This is a genomic window from Testudinibacter aquarius, assembly GCF_004342725.1.
In the GTDB taxonomy this organism is placed as follows: domain Bacteria; phylum Pseudomonadota; class Gammaproteobacteria; order Enterobacterales; family Pasteurellaceae; genus Chelonobacter; species Chelonobacter aquarius.
The window spans coordinates 52,603-70,148 of sequence record NZ_SMCP01000003.1; the positions used below are offsets into that span (position 1 = coordinate 52,603).

Annotated in this window: 24 protein-coding genes; 9 read left to right on the forward strand and 15 right to left on the reverse strand. The window is 45.1% G+C overall.

The features are described from left to right. Positions 1 to 73 precede the first annotated feature (73 nt). A complete protein-coding gene (locus tag EDC16_RS03715) occupies positions 74 to 802 on the forward strand; it encodes an AzlC family ABC transporter permease (RefSeq protein ID WP_132965551.1) in 729 nt (242 codons plus the stop codon). Continuing rightward, positions 799 to 1,128: an AzlD domain-containing protein gene (locus EDC16_RS03720; RefSeq protein ID WP_132965552.1), complete on the forward strand. Its 330-nt coding sequence runs from the start codon at positions 799 to 801 to the stop codon at positions 1,126 to 1,128. The genes EDC16_RS03715 and EDC16_RS03720 overlap by 4 nt, the downstream gene beginning before the upstream one ends. Positions 1,129 to 1,192: 64 nt before the next feature. Here the strand turns inward: EDC16_RS03720 and EDC16_RS03725 are convergent, their stop codons facing one another. The 3 genes from EDC16_RS03725 to icd all read right to left on the reverse strand — a co-directional run bounded on the left by EDC16_RS03725 (position 1,193) and on the right by icd (position 3,159). Then, positions 1,193 to 1,474: a type II toxin-antitoxin system RelE/ParE family toxin gene (locus EDC16_RS03725; RefSeq protein ID WP_132965554.1), complete on the reverse strand. Its 282-nt coding sequence runs from the start codon at positions 1,472 to 1,474 to the stop codon at positions 1,193 to 1,195. Then, the gene (locus EDC16_RS03730; protein WP_232517297.1) at positions 1,467 to 1,664 is read right to left on the reverse strand and encodes a hypothetical protein; all 198 of its coding nucleotides are present in this window, start codon (positions 1,662 to 1,664) and stop codon (positions 1,467 to 1,469) included. Before EDC16_RS03730 ends, EDC16_RS03725 begins: the two co-directional genes overlap by 8 nt. Before the next feature lie 241 nt (positions 1,665 to 1,905). After that, positions 1,906 to 3,159 carry an NADP-dependent isocitrate dehydrogenase gene (gene icd / locus EDC16_RS03735; RefSeq protein ID WP_132965556.1) on the reverse strand — a complete coding sequence of 418 codons (1,254 nt, stop codon included), beginning with the start codon at positions 3,157 to 3,159 and terminating at the stop codon, positions 1,906 to 1,908. Between the two features lie 158 nt (positions 3,160 to 3,317). Here icd and EDC16_RS03740 point away from each other — a divergent pair, with 158 nt between their 5' ends. Both EDC16_RS03740 and EDC16_RS03745 read left to right on the forward strand, forming a co-directional pair. Then, positions 3,318 to 4,013: a pseudouridine synthase gene (locus EDC16_RS03740; protein ID WP_132965558.1), complete on the forward strand. Its 696-nt coding sequence runs from the start codon at positions 3,318 to 3,320 to the stop codon at positions 4,011 to 4,013. A 14-nt stretch (positions 4,014 to 4,027) separates the two neighbouring features. Next, on the forward strand, positions 4,028 to 4,486 hold the full coding sequence (locus EDC16_RS03745) for an NUDIX domain-containing protein (RefSeq protein ID WP_132965560.1): 459 nt from the start codon (positions 4,028 to 4,030) through the stop codon (positions 4,484 to 4,486). 132 nt (positions 4,487 to 4,618) lie between these two features. On the opposite strand, the gene rplI is transcribed toward EDC16_RS03745, so the two are convergent. From rplI to yceD, 12 genes are all read right to left on the reverse strand, one after another. Then, positions 4,619 to 5,068 carry a 50S ribosomal protein L9 gene (gene rplI / locus EDC16_RS03750; RefSeq protein WP_132965562.1) on the reverse strand — a complete coding sequence of 150 codons (450 nt, stop codon included), beginning with the start codon at positions 5,066 to 5,068 and terminating at the stop codon, positions 4,619 to 4,621. A gap of 18 nt (positions 5,069 to 5,086) precedes the next feature. Continuing rightward, positions 5,087 to 5,314 carry a 30S ribosomal protein S18 gene (gene rpsR, locus EDC16_RS03755; RefSeq protein ID WP_005759927.1) on the reverse strand — a complete coding sequence of 76 codons (228 nt, stop codon included), beginning with the start codon at positions 5,312 to 5,314 and terminating at the stop codon, positions 5,087 to 5,089. A 12-nt stretch (positions 5,315 to 5,326) separates the two neighbouring features. Further along, entirely contained in the window at positions 5,327 to 5,653 is a 327-nt protein-coding gene (priB, locus tag EDC16_RS03760; RefSeq protein ID WP_132965564.1) for a primosomal replication protein N, read from the reverse strand. Continuing rightward, positions 5,640 to 6,017, reverse strand: coding sequence for a 30S ribosomal protein S6 (gene rpsF, locus EDC16_RS03765; RefSeq protein WP_132965566.1), 378 nt, complete (start codon positions 6,015 to 6,017; stop codon positions 5,640 to 5,642). The genes priB and rpsF overlap by 14 nt, the downstream gene beginning before the upstream one ends. A gap of 232 nt (positions 6,018 to 6,249) precedes the next feature. Further along, entirely contained in the window at positions 6,250 to 7,488 is a 1,239-nt protein-coding gene (gene fabF, locus EDC16_RS03770; protein WP_132965568.1) for a beta-ketoacyl-ACP synthase II, read from the reverse strand. Between the two features lie 105 nt (positions 7,489 to 7,593). Beyond that, positions 7,594 to 7,824 (reverse strand): acyl carrier protein, encoded by a 231-nt coding sequence (acpP, locus tag EDC16_RS03775; protein ID WP_034617387.1) that lies wholly within the window; start codon positions 7,822 to 7,824, stop codon positions 7,594 to 7,596. Between the two features lie 291 nt (positions 7,825 to 8,115). Further along, the gene (gene fabG, locus EDC16_RS03780; protein ID WP_132965570.1) at positions 8,116 to 8,844 is read right to left on the reverse strand and encodes a 3-oxoacyl-ACP reductase FabG; all 729 of its coding nucleotides are present in this window, start codon (positions 8,842 to 8,844) and stop codon (positions 8,116 to 8,118) included. A gap of 26 nt (positions 8,845 to 8,870) precedes the next feature. Beyond that, positions 8,871 to 9,812, reverse strand: coding sequence for an ACP S-malonyltransferase (fabD, locus tag EDC16_RS03785; protein WP_132965572.1), 942 nt, complete (start codon positions 9,810 to 9,812; stop codon positions 8,871 to 8,873). A gap of 68 nt (positions 9,813 to 9,880) precedes the next feature. Beyond that, positions 9,881 to 10,840 (reverse strand): beta-ketoacyl-ACP synthase III, encoded by a 960-nt coding sequence (locus tag EDC16_RS03790; RefSeq protein WP_132965574.1) that lies wholly within the window; start codon positions 10,838 to 10,840, stop codon positions 9,881 to 9,883. Positions 10,841 to 10,910: 70 nt separating this feature from the next. Then, complete coding sequence (gene plsX, locus EDC16_RS03795; protein WP_132965576.1) at positions 10,911 to 11,936, reverse strand: phosphate acyltransferase PlsX; 1,026 nt, start codon at positions 11,934 to 11,936, stop codon at positions 10,911 to 10,913. Positions 11,937 to 11,969: 33 nt separating this feature from the next. After that, positions 11,970 to 12,140, reverse strand: coding sequence for a 50S ribosomal protein L32 (gene rpmF / locus EDC16_RS03800; RefSeq protein WP_121124072.1), 171 nt, complete (start codon positions 12,138 to 12,140; stop codon positions 11,970 to 11,972). A gap of 16 nt (positions 12,141 to 12,156) precedes the next feature. Beyond that, on the reverse strand, positions 12,157 to 12,678 hold the full coding sequence (gene yceD, locus EDC16_RS03805; protein WP_132965578.1) for a 23S rRNA accumulation protein YceD: 522 nt from the start codon (positions 12,676 to 12,678) through the stop codon (positions 12,157 to 12,159). Positions 12,679 to 12,859: 181 nt separating this feature from the next. On the opposite strand from yceD, the gene asd reads away from it, so the two are divergent. The 5 genes from asd to EDC16_RS03830 all read left to right on the forward strand — a co-directional run bounded on the left by asd (position 12,860) and on the right by EDC16_RS03830 (position 17,474). Further along, a complete protein-coding gene (asd, locus tag EDC16_RS03810) occupies positions 12,860 to 13,765 on the forward strand; it encodes an archaetidylserine decarboxylase (RefSeq protein ID WP_132965580.1) in 906 nt (301 codons plus the stop codon). Between the two features lie 43 nt (positions 13,766 to 13,808). Continuing rightward, positions 13,809 to 14,441 (forward strand): BamJ family beta-barrel-assembly machinery protein, encoded by a 633-nt coding sequence (gene bamJ, locus EDC16_RS03815; RefSeq protein WP_132965582.1) that lies wholly within the window; start codon positions 13,809 to 13,811, stop codon positions 14,439 to 14,441. Positions 14,442 to 14,686: 245 nt separating this feature from the next. Then, positions 14,687 to 15,301 (forward strand): lyase family protein, encoded by a 615-nt coding sequence (locus EDC16_RS03820; RefSeq protein WP_132965584.1) that lies wholly within the window; start codon positions 14,687 to 14,689, stop codon positions 15,299 to 15,301. Next, positions 15,249 to 15,929 (forward strand): lyase family protein, encoded by a 681-nt coding sequence (locus tag EDC16_RS03825; protein WP_132965586.1) that lies wholly within the window; start codon positions 15,249 to 15,251, stop codon positions 15,927 to 15,929. Before EDC16_RS03820 ends, EDC16_RS03825 begins: the two co-directional genes overlap by 53 nt. 216 nt (positions 15,930 to 16,145) lie before the next feature. Further along, a complete protein-coding gene (locus EDC16_RS03830) occupies positions 16,146 to 17,474 on the forward strand; it encodes an anaerobic C4-dicarboxylate transporter (RefSeq protein WP_132965588.1) in 1,329 nt (442 codons plus the stop codon). Positions 17,475 to 17,546 lie beyond the last annotated feature (72 nt).

Below are 17,546 nucleotides of genomic sequence, written 5' to 3' on the forward strand. Positions count from 1 at the left end.
CCGTTCACTTGATCACAAAATAGGTTTTGATTAGACTATCGGTTCCTCGGTCAAATAACAATTACTATTCAAAATGAACTTCACAGCCAATAAGCATACAACCCCCTCTGCTAGCAATACTTGGGGCAGTTTAATCAAACTCACCTTGCCGATTGCCATGGGATATTATGCCGCCGGGATTGCCTATGGTATTTTAGGCGTTGGCGCCGGTTTGCCGATTTGGTTAGTCGTGTTGTTAAGCATCGTGGTCTATTCTGGCGCCGCGCAATATGCTGCAATACCGCTGTTTGCCTCTGCCGCCGGTTTTTTACCACTGGTGATCGGCACCTTGTTAATCAGCTTGCGCCAACTGTTTTATACCCTGGCACTGCACACCGATTTACCCCAAAAAGGCTGGCAACGTTGGTACACCACGGCTTCGATCACCGATGAAAGCTATGCTTTAGCCACCACTCAGGAACAACATCAGCGCCAAAGTAATATCACTAAAATCAATTTTTTATGTCAGTTTTACTGGGTTTCCGCCTCATTGATCGGCGCCTTACTTGGAGCAGAACTGGCCGATGCCATACCGCACTTGGCGTTTGCCCTGCCGTGTCTGTTTATTATTTTAGCATATGAACAATATCGCCAGAACCGTCATCTTTTTCCATTGCTGCTCGCATTGTCTGCCTTTATAGCGTGCAAATTGTTAGCACCCGGTTGGGTGATGTTAGCTGCGATTTTATGCTGTATTTTGGTAATTTTGATACGCTATCACTTGCAACTTGGCAAAAAACTGTCTAAGGAAAACATCAGATGAATACCATCACAATCTTAGTGACTGTTACCGCCATGGCGTCGGTGATGTTCCTGTGTCGGGCGCTACCGTTGTTTTTACCACAGCGCTGGCTGCAACTCGGCTGGTTACAAAGCCTGAATCAAAGCTTACCGTTGTGTATTATGCTGATTTTACTGTTCAGCAGCCTGAATATCCCAACTTCCTTATCCAGTGGCTTTACTACTTTGCTGTATGAGATCGCTGCGTTAGCTGTCGTGCTTGCCAGTTATATTTGGCTGCGTAACACTTTATTGAGCGTGGTATTCGGTGTCACTTGCTTGAATTTGCTGTATCTGCTGGGTTTGTAGAAGATTAATCCCAATACAAAAAAGGATCCGAGTAATTCGCACCTTTTTTAATAAGGCATCAAAGTTAAGGATATTTTCTTAAGCTGTGCAACACAGTCAAAATGATGATTTCATCCTTGATTTCGTTATATTCGTAAACAATACGATAACGACGACAAAATGCGTGTCTTGTGCCGTCTTCTTGTAATTTGAAACCTCTAGGCAAAAATGCAATCTGTTCAAATTTTTCGGAGAGCTCTGCTTCTAATTTTACAATCGAAGCCAATGAACTTGTATATTCACTGACATTTCTCAAAATGCCTTCAATATCAATGATGGTTTTGTCAGACAATACCAATCTAGGCATAAGCCACATCACGTTCGAATTGCTTTATCTCAGAATCCAATTCCTCAACCACTGCTTGCCACCGAACGCGAGCCTCTGCAAGTGTACAAACTCGTCCTGCTTCAACGTCAGCACGTCCAGCCGCAATTTTTTGCGCTAAATACTCATCGTACCCTTTTTCTTTGATAATCATAATACCTCGATTTTTCATCAATGCCGTTTTTATCTTAATGTTGCCTGGTCAACTGTTGAACAGTGTATCATGAGAAAAGCCGCTACTAAAATCGTTTTTTTTCACTTCTTGCGATCAAATCAACGTACTCTCTTTTTTATTCAACGCCAAAAACAGTTAATTCTTTTTATGATATCGGGCGATATTAAATACTTACTCTTACCCATTAAAGCCACAACCTGATTAATCAAGCTGTGGCTTTTGTCTTCTGTAGCTAAAATTACATATTATCGACAATATCCTGCGCGAATTCAGAACATTTGCGCAGCGTTGCGCCGTCCATTAAGCGCTCGAAATCGTAGGTGACGGTTTTGTTGGAAATGGCTTTTTCCATACCGGATACCACTAAATCCGCTGCTTCGATCCAGCCTAAATGGCGTAGCATCATTTCGCCGCTCAAAATCAAGGAACCCGGATTGACTTTGTCTTGTCCGGCATATTTCGGTGCAGTGCCGTGAGTGGCTTCGAAAATCGCGCATTCGTCACCGATGTTAGCGCCTGGGGCGATACCGATGCCGCCCACTTGCGCCGCCAACGCATCGGAAATATAGTCACCGTTCAGGTTCATGGTGGCGATTACGTCATACTCTTTCGGGCGCAACAAGATTTGCTGCAAGAATGCATCGGCAATCACATCATTGACAGTAATGGTTTTACCGCTCTTTGGATTTTTAAACTGCATCCACGGACCACCGTCCAGCAATTCTGCGCCGAACTCCTGTTTCGCCACCTCATAGCCCCAGCTTTTGAATGCGCCTTCGGTGAATTTCATAATATTGCCTTTATGCACCAACGTCACCACGTCACGATCATTGTCGATCGCATACTGGATCGCAGCACGCACCAAGCGCTGCGTACCGGCTTTTGAAGTTGGTTTGATGCCGATACCGCACTCCTCGGTAAAACGGATTTTGGTCACGCCCATCTGTTTAGTCAGGAAATCAATCACTTTTTCCGCTTCCGGCGTGCCTGCCTGCCATTCGACACCGGCATAAATATCTTCGGAATTTTCACGGAAAATCACCATGTCGGTATATTCCGGATGTTTCAACGGGCTCGGAGTGCCTTCATAATAACGCACCGGACGCAAGCAGATGTACAGATCCAACAACTGACGCAGCGCCACGTTAAGCGAACGAATACCGCCACCGATCGGGGTGGTCAACGGGCCTTTAATGGCGACACGGTATTCTTTAATTAAATCCAATGTTTCCTGTGGCAACCATTCGTCTTCGCCATACACTTTAGTCGATTTTTCACCGGTATAGACTTCCATCCATTCGATTTTGCGTTTGCCGCCATAAGCTTTTTCTACCGCTGCGTCCAACACCAAACGCATCGCTGGTGTAACATCAACGCCAATGCCGTCCCCTTCGATAAACGGAATAATCGGATTGTCCGGCACATTCAAGCGCCCTGGGCTATCCAGCGTAATTTTCGTTCCTTGTGTAGGGACCACAACTTTGCTTTGCATATTGACTCCTTTCCGTGATTTACTTGGTGAAATAGTTTGGTGAAATAATTTTTAAAAAGATACTGTATCTTCAACCCACCGCATAGTATAGTTTTTCTTAAATTATTTCTTTTATTCACATCACATTTTAACAATTTTTTTAATATTTTTTTAACATTATGGCTAAATCTAACACGCCTAACCGCACTTTCACTCGCCGTACTGTGCGAGCAGCACAAAAATTGGCTGTTGCCCCAAGAAAATCGGCAACTGCCGTATCACTTGCCGAAACAACAGTCGTTTTATTCAATAAGCCGTTTGATGTGCTGACCCAATTCAGCGCAGATCAACAGCGAGCCACCTTGAAAGATTATATTCCGATTCCCTCAGTTTATCCGGCTGGACGTTTAGATCGCGACAGTGAAGGCCTACTGTTGTTGACCAACAACGGCAAATTGCAACACCGCTTAACCGATCCGAAATTTAAACTGGCAAAGACTTATTGGGTGCTGGTGGAAAATATTCCCGATGAAACCGCACTTTTGGCGCTGCGGCAAGGTGTGCTGCTAAACGACGGTAAAACGTTGCCGGCCAAAGTGCGGTTAATCCCCGAACCGACAGGATTATGGGCACGCATTCCACCGATTCGGCAACGGAAAAACATTCCTACCTGCTGGCTGGAGCTGCAAATCCACGAAGGCCGTAATCGCCAAGTCAGACGCATGACTGCGCATATCGGTTGCCCAACGCTGCGCCTGATTCGCGCAGAAACTGCTGGGTTTGATTTAAACGGCTTAAGCAGCGGTCAATACCGCACGTTGTCTGCAACTGAACGGGCTCAATTATTTCAACGGCTTCATTTAGTCGTAAAATAGCAAGGATATTACGTATGCACAAACCCAATATCACCCTAGCTTGCGTGGTACATTGCCAAGACAAATTTTTGTTTGTTGAAGAGTGGGATAACGGCATTTTGACACTGAACCAACCTGCCGGGCATTTGGAAAAAGACGAAAGCCTGCTCGCCGGAATGCAACGTGAATTATGGGAAGAAACCGGGATTGAACATGCCCAAATAGAACGATTAGTCAAAATTTACCAGTGGTCGGCATCACGCAGTAAAACCGATTTTTTGCGTTTTACATTTGCTTTAGAGCTGGACGACTGCTGTGTTATAACACCCCACGACAGCGATATCACCCGTGGGCTATGGCTGACGCTGGCGCAATTTCAAGACTATATCCGCCAACCGGGACAAGGCGCCAGAAGCCCGTTGGTGCTTGAATCGATTCACGACTATTTGCAAGCAAAAACAGTGCCAATCGATATTTTAAAGGTGTTTGAATAATAGGGTTTGTTGGCCTTTGTTTATAATTTGAGCTATAGACCCTAATCATGAAAAGGGAATATATGAGGTAATAAAAAACCCGATTGCCATCTCAATTTGAGCAACAATCGGGTTTTTCGTTGAATAATCGGCTTATTCAGGAATGACGTTTACAATCAATGAAGTGAAGACTTCACCATGTAATTGGAAACGAATTTCGTGCTCGCCAGTGGTACGCAGAGGACCTTCTGACAGACGAACTTCACTTTTCTCAACCTTAACACCGGCAGCCGTGATCGCATCAGCGATGTCACGAGTACCGATAGAACCGAATAAACGACCTTCATCACCGGCTTTGGAAGCGATAGTCACGCTAGTCAAGGCTGCGATGCTTTCTGCACGCGCTTGCGCTTCGGCTAACTCTTTAGCAACTTTAGCTTCCAACTCAGCACGACGAGTTTCGAAATGTTCAATATTAGCTTTGGTTGCCATAACTGCTTTACCTTGAGGGATCAAGAAGTTACGTGCGAAACCGGCTTTAACATTCACTTGGTCACCAACGTTACCCAAATGAACAACTTTATCTAAAAGAATAATTTGCATTACCGTATCCTCTCTTGATTACTGATGGTTGTCAGTGTACGGTAACAACGCTAAATAACGAGCGCGTTTGATGGCGCGTGCTAATTGACGTTGGTACTTCGCACGAGTACCGGTAATACGGCTTGGAACAATTTTGCCGCTCTCTGTAATGTAGTTCTTCAACGTGGCGATATCTTTGTAATCGATTTCAACTACGTTTTCCGCTGTGAAACGGCAGAACTTACGACGACGGAAATAACGTGCCATAGGGCGAGTCTCCTAATCTATAAATTCGATTTGCTCGGCGTGTAAAACTAACTGACTGAGTCCGTTATTGCTTTTATGCGTGGTGATAAAACCGACGATTAAAAGTTTACTGCCGACCGTAATGCTTTGAGTTTGTTTAATTAATTGTTGTCCACTCAGTGATACCGCTATTTTACACCACGCTTGCCGCGCTAAACCTGCTTCGGTTTGCTGCGAACGATGTTCGAAAACAAAGCGACAATGTTCAATACCACTTGGACTGATACTTCGTTTGGGATGAGAGGCAACAAAACCTGTCAACGACAAACGATTGTCAATCGTTAAATTACTCTTCCGCATCCTCATAATCGTTGTTGTCAACTTCGGCTGAAGCACGACGATCGTCTTTTGCTTTAACCATTGGGGACGCTTCTGTTACGGCGTGCTTAGTACGCATAATAGCGTTACGCAGAACGGCGTCGTTGTAACGGAAAGTTGTTTCTAGCTCGTCGATTACTTCTTGCGGTGCTTCTACATTCATTAACACATAATGTGCTTTATGTAGTTTGTTGATTGGATAAGCCAATTGACGGCGACCCCAATCTTCTAGGCGATGAACTTGTCCACCTGCTTCTTTAACAGAACCAGTGTAGCGCTCGATCATGCCCGGTACTTGTTCGCTTTGGTCCGGATGAACCATAAAAACGATTTCGTAGTGACGCATTGCTGCTGCTCCTTACGGGTTAATCAGCCTCCGACGATAGACCAGTCACCAGTCTGCGGAAGCAAGGAACGAAAATGGAATGTGACTGTTAAGGCGCAAGATTATACCCAGATTACCTAGGCGGCACAAGCAAAATTCGGATTATTTTTAAACTGCCGGCAAAAACAAAAGTGCGGTTTGCATTAATTGAAAACCGCACTTTTGTTATTAAGATTTAAAAGCAAGAATTCGATCAGATTTTCTTAAAAATCAACGAACCATTTGTGCCACCAAAGCCGAACGAGTTGCATAGCGCATACTCCATTTCAACTTTGCGTGCAGTGTTTGGAACCAGATCCAGCGTGACATTCGGATCTTGATTATCCAAATTAATGGTTGGCGGCACGATTTGATCTTGCAGCGCCAATACCGTGAAAATCGACTCTACCGAACCAGCAGCACCCAGCAAGTGCCCAGTCATCGATTTGGTTGAGCTGACTAGAATCTGATCTTTATTGGCTGCGAAAACTGAGCTGATTGCAGTTGCTTCAGCAATATCACCTGCCGGTGTCGAAGTGCCGTGTGCATTAACATAGCCAATTTGCTGCGGTTCAATTGCTGCATCGCGTAGCGCATTCTTCATCGCCAGCGCTGCACCGGCGCCATCCGCTGGTGGAGAGGTCATATGATAACCGTCACCGCTCATACCAAAGCCGACCAGCTCCGCATATATTTTAGCACCGCGCTCTTTGGCATGTTCGTATTCTTCCAACACCATAATCCCTGCGCCATCACCCAGCACAAAACCATCACGCTCAATATCCCAAGGACGGCTTGCGGCTTGTGGATTGTCATTACGGGTAGAAAGCGCCCGCGCTGCGCCAAAACCGGCAATACCTAACGATGTGCTGGCTTTTTCCGCCCCTCCGGCAATCATCACATCGGCATCGCCATAGCTGATTATGCGGAAAGCGTGCCCAATATTATGCACCCCCGTGGTACAAGCCGTTGCAATCGTAATATTCGGCCCATGCAATTTATAATTAATCGACAGATGCCCTGCAATCATATTCACAATAGTTGACGGCACAAAAAACGGGCTGACTTTGCGTGGTCCACCGTTGACAAGTGCGGTATGATTTTCCTCAATCAAACCAAGACCACCAATGCCGGATCCTATTGCCACTCCGATACGCTGTGAATTCTGTTCTGTCACTTGCAAACCGGCATCTTCAATAGCTTGCATTCCGGCTGCAATACCGTATTGGATAAATAAATCCATTTTTTTGGCATCTTTGCGTGAAATATACGCTTCCGCATTAAAATCTTTGACCTGACCGGCAAATTTTGTAGTGTGATGGGTGGTATCAAAATTTTCGATCAGATTGATACCGCTCTTTCCTGCGAGAAGGTTTTGCCAGGTTGAGTTGACATCATTACCAAGCGGTGACAGCATTCCTAAGCCTGTAACAACAACGCGACGTTTTGACATGAATATACTCCGAACGGGAGGTTGAAAATGGTACTTTTAATCGTAGATTAATTTTTAACCGTAGATAAAATTTAGGCGGTCTTATAACCGCCTAAATCCAGAAGATTATTGATTATTTTGAACGTAATCAATTGCAGACTGAACAGTTGTGATTTTTTCAGCTTCTTCATCAGGAATTTCGATATCGAATTCTTCTTCCAAAGCCATTACCAATTCAACTGTATCTAAAGAGTCAGCGCCCAAATCTTCAACAAATGAAGCTTCAGATTTCACTTCGTCTTCTTTAACGCCTAATTGTTCAACAATGATTTTTTTTACGCGTTCTTCAATACTCATTTTTTAAATTTCCTATATTTTAAATTTCGCCACAGCGAGAAGGTGAATATGGTATGGACCGTTTAAACGGCTGCAATTATTTATCTGAGATAGTAATCCACTGAAAAATAACGGCTCAAACGACACATACTATGACAAAATTTGGCTATATTCTTGTTTCTTGGAAAAGTCTATAACCAAGATTGTATACCATCGCAGATTCTAACATTACCGAATAGGCTTGTCATGCTTTTATCTCAATTTGTCTGATTTTGCTTACATCGACAATTGGGACAAACAGCTCCATACGGATTAACTCATGTAGAGTCCGCCGTTAACATGTAAAGTCGTGCCCGTGATATACCCCGCATCATCAGATGCTAAAAAGGCAACGGCTTTGGCAATATCTTTTGCCTCGCCCAATCGTCCAGCAGGCACATTCGACAAAATACCTTGTTTTTGCTCATCGGTTAACGCATGGGTCATATCGGTCGCAATAAAGCCCGGTGCCACCACATTAACCGTGATACCACGCGAAGCCACTTCCTGTGCCAATGCTTTAGAAAAACCGATTACCCCGGCTTTAGCCGCACAATAGTTGCTTTGTCCCGGATTGCCGGAAGAACCGACCACAGAACCGATATTGATAATCCGTCCATAACGCTTTTTCATCATGCTGCGCAACATCGCTTTTGACAGATGGAAAATCGAAGTCAGATTAGTCTCAATAATATCGCTCCATTCATTGTCTTTCATGCGCATCAACAGATTATCGCGGGTAATGCCGGCATTATTGACCAGAATATCAATCTCGCCAAATTCACCTTTAATCTGCGCCAATGTCTGCTCAATAGACGCTACATCACTGACGTTTAACACTAGGCCTTTGCCACTCTCACCCAAATAAGCCGAAATAGCTTCCGCTCCGCTTTCACTGGTTGCAGTGCCAATCACGGTGGCACCTTTTGCCGCTAATTCCTCTGCTATGGCTCTGCCGATACCACGGCTGGCACCGGTTACTAATGCTATTTTACCTTGCATACGCTCTCCTTTTTTCACTCGTCTGATTAGTCTTGAATAAGTTCCGCCACCGCACTTAACGAGGCATTATCATTGACCGCATGGGCATCCAGCTCTTTGTTGATACGCTTGGTGAGTCCGGTTAATACTTTATTCGGTCCGATTTCAAACAGTATTTTCACTCCGGCAGTCGCCATTTTTTCCACGCTTTCCGTCCAACGAACCGGATTATACAGCTGGCGCACCAATGCGCTACGAATCTCGTCGGCGGCTTTTTCCTGTTTCACATCAACATTATTGATCACTGCGACTGTCGGTTGTTTGAAAGTCACTGACTCCAAAGCGACCGCCAACTGATCGGCTGCCGGTTTCATCAACGCACAATGTGACGGCACACTGACCGCCAGTGGTAATGCCCGTTTAGCGCCGGCTTCTTTACAACATGCCGCAGCTCGTTCAACCGCACTTTTATTCCCGGCAATCACCACTTGACCCGGCGAATTGAAGTTCACCGCTGCCACCACTTCATCTTCAGCAGCTTGCTGGCAAGCATCAATAATCGCTTGATTGTCCAAACCGATAATCGCATACATTGCGCCAGTCCCTGCCGGAACCGCTTTTTGCATTAAGCGACCACGCAGTTCGACCAATTTCACGGCTTCTTCAAAATCCAAAACCCCGGCACAGACCAAGGCAGAAAATTCGCCCAAACTATGTCCTGCCATCACCTCTGGTTTTAATGCCGGATATTGCTGCTGCCATACACGGTAAATCGCAACAGACGCCGCCAACAGTGCCGGCTGGGTACGCCAAGTTTGATTCAGCTCCTCTGCTTCACCGTTTTGTACCAAATTCCATAAATCATAACCGAGTGCATCGGAAGCCTGTTTAAACGTCTGTTCCACAATCGGGAAGCGGGTAGCCAAATCGGCTAACATACCAATAGCTTGTGAGCCTTGTCCCGGAAAAACCATAGCAAATTTTTTCATATTAAATCCTCTGTTTGCCACTGCTGATTACTACTTACCACTGCAACGTATTACACTAAATATAGGGCTTAAAAACGTGCTAATACTGAGCCCCATGTCAAGCCACCACCAAACGCTTCCATCAAAATCAGTTGTCCGCGCTGAATACGACCATCACGCACTGCTTCATCCAGTGCGCTAGGGATGCTGCCGGCGGAAGTGTTGCCGTGACGGTCAAGCGTCACCACCACTTGCGACATATCCATCTCTAATTTTTTGGCGGTAGCACTGATAATGCGTAAATTGGCTTGGTGTGGCACCAGCCAATCAATGTCTTTTTTATCCAAATTATTGGCAGCTAAGGTTTCTTCTACCACATTCGCCAGTTGGCGCACAGCGATTTTGAAGGTTTCATTGCCCTGCATGGTTAGATATGCCGGAGAAGCCTCATCACGGCTGCGTTTGGCATTTTCCAATACCAACACTTCACCTTGGGTCGGATCAGAGTGCAAATGGCTGGAAAGAATACCCGGTTCTTCACTGGCCTCCAGAATCACTGCGCCTGCGCCATCACCAAACAAAATCACGGTGCCGCGATCTTGTTCGTCCAAACTGCGAGAAAACAGATCCGCACCAACGACTAAGGCTTTTTTCACCTGTCCAGTGCGGATAAATTGATCAGCCACACTCAACGCATACACAAAACCCGAGCACGCCGCTGCAATATCAAAAGCAATAGCATCTTCAATACCCAGTGCTTTTTGAATCAAGCAGGCTGAACTTGGGAAAGCGTGCGAAGAGCTGGTGGTGGCAACCAATACCAAATCAATCTCATTGACATCGAGGTTTCCTGCCATCGCCAAACATTGTTTGGCCGCTTCAGTTCCCATTGTCGCCACGGTTTCATCAGCACGGGCAATACGCCGTTGTTTGATGCCGGTGCGTACGCTAATCCACTCATCAGACGTATCGACCATTTTCTCTAAGTCGGCATTGGTTCTGATCTGTTCCGGTAAATAACTGCCGGTAGCTAAAATTTTACTAAACATAATCATCTCATTATGTGTGAATCATCAATGATGAATTTTCAACAAAGTGCGGTTCAATAACGACACCGGCTTAATTTTTTTCCAAGCCGATCAAAATTTTATTCGGAATTTCTGACCGCACTTGCCATGCCGCTTGCTGTATTGCATACAAAAAAGCGGCTTGATTGGCACTGCCGTGGCTTTTAACCACCACAGAAGTCAATCCTAACAGAGAGGCGCCATTGTATTGATCGGGATTAAACTGTTTCAATTGAACAAAATATTTTCTTAAGGCATATTTGCCGATACGGATAAGCAGTTTTTTGATCAACGACGGCGGCTGTTTCTTGGTGCCTTTCAACAGACTAAAAATATTTTTCGCCGTGCCTTCCAGCGTTTTCAAGGCGATATTTCCGGCAAACCCGTCACAGACAATCACATCTGCGTATCCGTTCAGTAAATAATTGCCTTCAATGTATCCAATATAGTTCAAATCGGTTTGCTGCTGCAACAGCTGACTGGCGTCACGGATATTTTTCAGCCCTTTTAATTCTTCAATACCGATATTCAGCAACGCCACGCGCGGATAGACCAAATCAAAGTTATTTTCGGCAAAAATCGCGCCCATTTGGGCAAATTGCACCAACGTCTCGGCAGAGCAATCGATATTCGCCCCTAAATCCAGCATAACACTCTGTTTACCGTCTATAGTCGGAATATTCGACACCAAGGCCGGTCGTTGAATCCCCGCCAACGGCTGCAACAACACTTTTGACAAGCCCATCAACACTGCCGTATCACCACCACTGACACAGCCCTGCGCCGCACCATCACGCACCGCTTCAATCGCTAAACGCATTGAACTGCCTTTGCTATGGCGCAAAGCATAGGAAAGCCCCTGCTGGTTTTTAACCACACGGTCACAATGCTGCAAATTGATTCGTTGGCGGAGATGGTGGGGAATATTTGCGAGATAGGGAGAAATAGCCTGACTATCGCCAAATAAAACCAGATGTAGCATTGGATCTTGTTCCAACGCTTGCAGGCTTGCCGGGATAGTAATACGGGGACCAAAGTCCCCGCCCATTACATCTAACGCCAGGGTTAGACGATTCAACTGCTTACCTTAAAGAATCAAGAGTAATCGAAATTACTTGTTGATAACTTTACGACCACGGTAGTAACCGTCTGCGGTTACATGGTGACGCAAATGGGTTTCGCCGGTTACTTTATCGACAGAAACAGCAGCAGTTGTCAAAGCATCGTGTGAACGACGCATGTCACGACGTGAACGAGATTTTTTATTTTGTTGAACAGCCATCGGCTATACTCCTAAATTATTTTCGCTTTAAATTAGCTAATACAGCGAACGGGTTTGGTTTTTCTGCTTCAGCAGGCAATTTGCCAAAAACCTGTTCAGCCACGGACACTTCACAGTGTTCAGGATCGTGCATCGGTACTAACGGCAGAGCAAGCATCAACTCGTCTTCCACCACATCACGCAAATCTATTTCACCAAATTCATTAAATTCAATTGGCTCATAAATTTCCGGCAACACATCTGCTTGATCCATATTGGACACCGGACTATAACAAAAACTGCATTCCAATGTCACAGTAAAAGGCTTATCACAACGTTGACAAACCAGCTCCACATCGATTTTAGCCTGACCTTTGATCACGACCAATCGTTGTGGATCTATTGAAAACGACAATGTAACTTGTGCCTCATTCAGCACGCGACTGACTGACGTTGCCAAGCGCTCTAATTGGTTAGGCGAGTAATAACCCACATAATCCAAACGGCGTTGAGCGTCTTTTATCGGATCGACAGTCAGGGGAAGTTTAACCTTTTGCATAGGGCGTGCATATTAACTGCACGGACAAGAATAGTCAAAAGGAATTATACTTTTTTAGCAACTTTTTTTACAACGTTCAGACCGCACTTTGCCCGCGTCGGAAATCTCACCTTACAGCACTGCCGAAAATTGTTATAATCGCACTTTATCATTTAAATAACCAAGAGAAGAGCTCGGAAATATGACGCAACAAAGCAAAAATAGTTATTGGCAACAGCTGAAAATCGCCTTTCAATATATGGTGCCGCAGTTGGCACTAACCCGCCTGGCCGGCTGGTTCGCCGAAAAACAGTGGGGCGCAGTCACTCATCTGGCAATCAAAGCCTTTAGCGCCAAATACAAAATCAACCTACAAGAGGCGGAAAAAAGCGAAGCAAACCAATATGCGTCGTTTAATGAATTTTTTATCCGTCCGTTAAAAGCCGATGCACGCCCGATTAATGCCGATCAAAGTGCGGTCTGCTTTCCGGCAGACGGCTGTATCAGCGAGCTGGGCAACATTATCAACGGACAGCTGTTTCAGGCAAAAGGACATTTTTTCAGCTTATCGGATCTGTTAGCAGATGATAAAAAATCAGCCGAAGCATTTGAAAACGGCAAATTCGTCACCACTTATTTATCACCACGTGATTATCACCGTGTGCATATGCCGTGCGACGGCGTATTACGCAAAATGGTGTATGTGCCCGGCGATCTGTTTTCGGTTAATCCGTTTTTAGCCCAACACATTCCCAATCTGTTCGCGCGCAACGAGCGGGTGATCTGCTATTTTGATACACCGTTCGGCGCAATGGTGCAGATTCTGGTTGGTGCCACCATCACCGCCAGCATCAGCACGGTCTGGGCAGGCGTCATCAATCCGCCACGCAGCGGCAAGGTGCAGCAATGGGAGTATCCACAAGATGGCGCTTCAGCCGTGCAACTGAAAAAAGGCGAAGAAATGGGCGCATTTCGTCTTGGCTCGACCGTCATCAATTTATTCCAAGCGGATAAAATTGAGTTTTTGCCGACACTAAAAGCAACAAGTGCGGTCAACATGGGGCAAGCAATGACCGTTTCAGCGGCTATGCAAGATTCAGCAGCTTAATTTTAATTTTTACGACTTTCTTTTATAAACAATAAGGATATTTATGAGCGCACAATTTTTCGCAAACGTCACCTTAGATTCAACAGAGCAACAAGGCAGCTACGGTATTGGTCTGCAAATGGGGCAACAACTGCTGCAAAGCCAGTTGAATATTGATGTGGCTGCAGTGGCAAAAGGGATTTACGACGCCATTCAACAAAACGCACCTGCGGTTGATCTGCAAGCTGTCAGCCAAGCCTTGCAACAAATGCAGCAACAAGCCGCTGAATTACAACAAGCGCAATTCAAAGAGGTGGAACAAGCGGGCAAAGACTTCTTAGCCGAAAACAAAAAAGCCGATGGCGTAAAAGAAACCGAGAGCGGCTTGCAATATGAAGTATTGGTCGCCGGCAACGGCGCTGTGCCAAGCCGCCAAGATCAAGTGCGGGTGCATTACACCGGCAGCTTGATTGACGGCACGGTTTTTGACAGCTCAGTACAACGTGGGCAACCGGCAGAATTCCCGGTCAACGGTGTAATCAGCGGCTGGATTGAAGCCCTTTCGATGATGCCGGTCGGTTCAAAATGGCGCCTGACCATTCCTCACCACCTCGCCTACGGCGAACGTGGCGCCGGCGCTTCGATTCCACCGTTCAGCACCCTAATTTTTGAAGTAGAGTTGTTGGATATTATTTAATTCAGCCTTCCCGTAAAAATAAAGTAACAAGCGGAAATATATTGATTATTTCCGCTTTTTTATTAGAGCCTGTTGATATTTTTTATATTTTATATTAAAAGTGCGGTATTCAACGTTATTCTGTCAAATATTTCATCACAAACGATATTATCGGTAGTATTTTCCAAGCAAAGGTATATTATAATATTTGTTAATATTTGTTATATCTATTTTATCGCCTGTTGCATGAAAAAGGAGTACCGAATATGTTTAATCATGATTCTTTTTATTGGATCAATCAGATTGAAAAAGCATCAACCTTAATGACCTTCCAAGAAGGTATCGTCACCCAAGCTGTTGCACAAAAAGTTGCACTAGCACTACAACAACTCGCAGCGGGGTCAAAGCGCCCACACGATTACTACGAAATACAGCCGATGTTATTGGAACTCACTGGTTCGGAAGGTTCAATGATTCATGTTGGACGTAGCTGGCAAGATATACAAGCTACACTACATCGATTATTAGTCCGCGATCGTCTCCTTTATTTATATTATTTATCGCTAGAAACTCGAAAACGCCTTTTAAACCTTGCCCATGATAACCTCGATAGCATTGTTCCTTCTTATACCTATGGTGTGCAAGCACAACCGGTCACGCTCGGACATTTGCTTTTAGGCTACGAAGCCACCTTAGCACGCACCACCCAACGATTCTCTGCTTATTTCGTCCGCTTGAAGAAATGTCCGCTTGGAGCAGCAGCACTGGCAACATCCAGCTTCCCGATCAATCGGGCTGCGTTAGCCGATTTTTTAGGATTTGAAGGCTATGTTGAAAATGCGTTTGATGCCGCAAAAACGCAACCCGTCATCCTTGGATAAAGCACGTTTGCTGGCAAGTCAAGTCACTGGCGATGCCTTCAAAGCCAGTATCTCCGCCCACAACGTCAATTCTGGCTTAACCGACTACAAAAATCTCGATGTTTCAGAAACGCTAGAACGGGCTTGCACCATGCTGAAAACCGTCAATGCGGTGTTGGAAGGCTTGAAAATTGATAAAGAAGCGGCACTGGAACAAGTCAATGCTGACTATTCGACTACCACCGAACTGGCAAATGTGCTTCAGCGCCAAGCAGGAATACCGTTCACAATTGCCCATCAATTTGCTTCAAAATTAGCCCAATACGGGCGGTTACATAAATTGCCTCCGGCGCAACTACCATTTGATAAAGTAGTAGAAATATTTGATACAGTTATCACCGAAACCATGCCAAACAAAATCACTTTTCCTCTGTCGAAAGAGACTTTCTTTAGCCATTTGGAACCAAGCAATATGATTAACAACCATCTGGCATTGGGCGGAACTAATCCGGCAGAAGTGCAGCGAATTTTAAACAAAGCCACAGAGCAGCTAGGTCTACATGAAACATGGTTGTATCATACTCAAGAAAAACTGAAAAAGGCTGATGAACGTTTAACTGATATGTTTAATAATTTGATTAAAACTTAAATCAAAAAATAAAAAGGCTTTACGCTATTTTTATCTCCGTAAAAATAGTGAAAAGTTACACAAATGTTACATTACTTAAATATTTCTGCAACAAAAATGTAGCCAATAACTATTATTAGTGAGATAAATCAATTCTTGCATATTTGCTGCTTGTTTACTGATATAAATTTCGTATCATAACGCCGTTTTATGACTAATTTTATGCAAGGAATTAATATGCTGTATTTAGAGTTTTTATTTCTTTTAATCATGCTGTATATCGGCAGCCGTTTTGGCGGGGTCGGTTTAGGCGTGGTTTCCGGAATCGGCTTGCTAATTGAAGTGTTTGTGCTACGCATGCCGCCGTCTTCGCCGCCGATTGATGTCATGTTGATTATTATCGCGGTCGTCACCTGTGCTTCGATTCTCGAAGCCGCCGGTGGTTTGAAATATATGCTGCAAATCGCTGAACGGATTTTGCGCCGCAACCCGAAAATGGTCACCATTTTAGGCCCTTTAGTCACCTATATTATGACGTTGATGTTGGGTACCGGGCATGCGGTTTACACTATTATGCCGATTATCGGTGATGTTGCACTGAAAAACGGTATCCGTCCGGAACGCCCGATGGCGGCCGCCTCTGTCTCCTCTCAACTGGGGATTACCGGTAGTCCGATTTCCGCCGCCGTGGTTTACTACCTGACCCAAATCGTCGAATTGCCGGGTTATGAACACGTTACCTTACTGAGCATTGTTGCCGTTACCATTCCTGCTACTTTAGCCGGGGTAATTATGATGTCGTTGTACAGCTTGCGCCGTGGTAAAGAGTTGAAAGACGATCCGGAATATCAACGCCGTCTGCAAGACCCAATCTGGAAAGACCGAATTGCCAACACCACCAGCACTACCCTGAACGAAGCACTGCCAAGCTCAGCGCGCAATGCGGTACTGCTGTTTATCTTAGCGTTGGTGATTATTGTGATTGTGGCGATTTTCCCTGAGGTCAGAACCATAGGTGAAAACAAAGCGATTTCCATGGGCATTATTATTCAAATGATGATGCTTGCCTTTGGCGGAATTATTTTGGTTGCGACCAAAACCAATCCGCAAACAGTGCCGAATGGCGTGGTGTTTAAATCCGGCATGGTGGCAATGATTGCGATTTTTGGTATTGCCTGGATGAGCGACACCTATTTCCAATATGCCATGCCGTCGTTTAAAGCCGGTGTCACCGAGATGGTACAATCCTATCCATGGAGCTTTGCGTTTGCGCTGTTTGCGGTTTCTGTGGTGATCAACAGCCAAGCCGCAACCGGACGCATGATGTTGCCGGTCGGTTTGGCAATCGGTTTGCCTGCGCCACTGTTAATTGGTTTGCTGCCGGCAACTTACGGTTACTTCTTTATCCCGAACTATCCGTCAGACATTGCTACCGTCAACTTTGACGTCACCGGCACCACCAAAATCGGTAAATACTACTTCAACCACAGTTTCATGGTGCCGGGTTTAATTGGCGTCATCACTGCCTGTTTTGTCGGTTATACCCTGGCTTACGCAATTATTTAATATCCGACTAAATTTGAATCTAATACAAAGAGCGGTTTTCTGGAAAGGAAAACCGCTCTTTGTCTATATTTT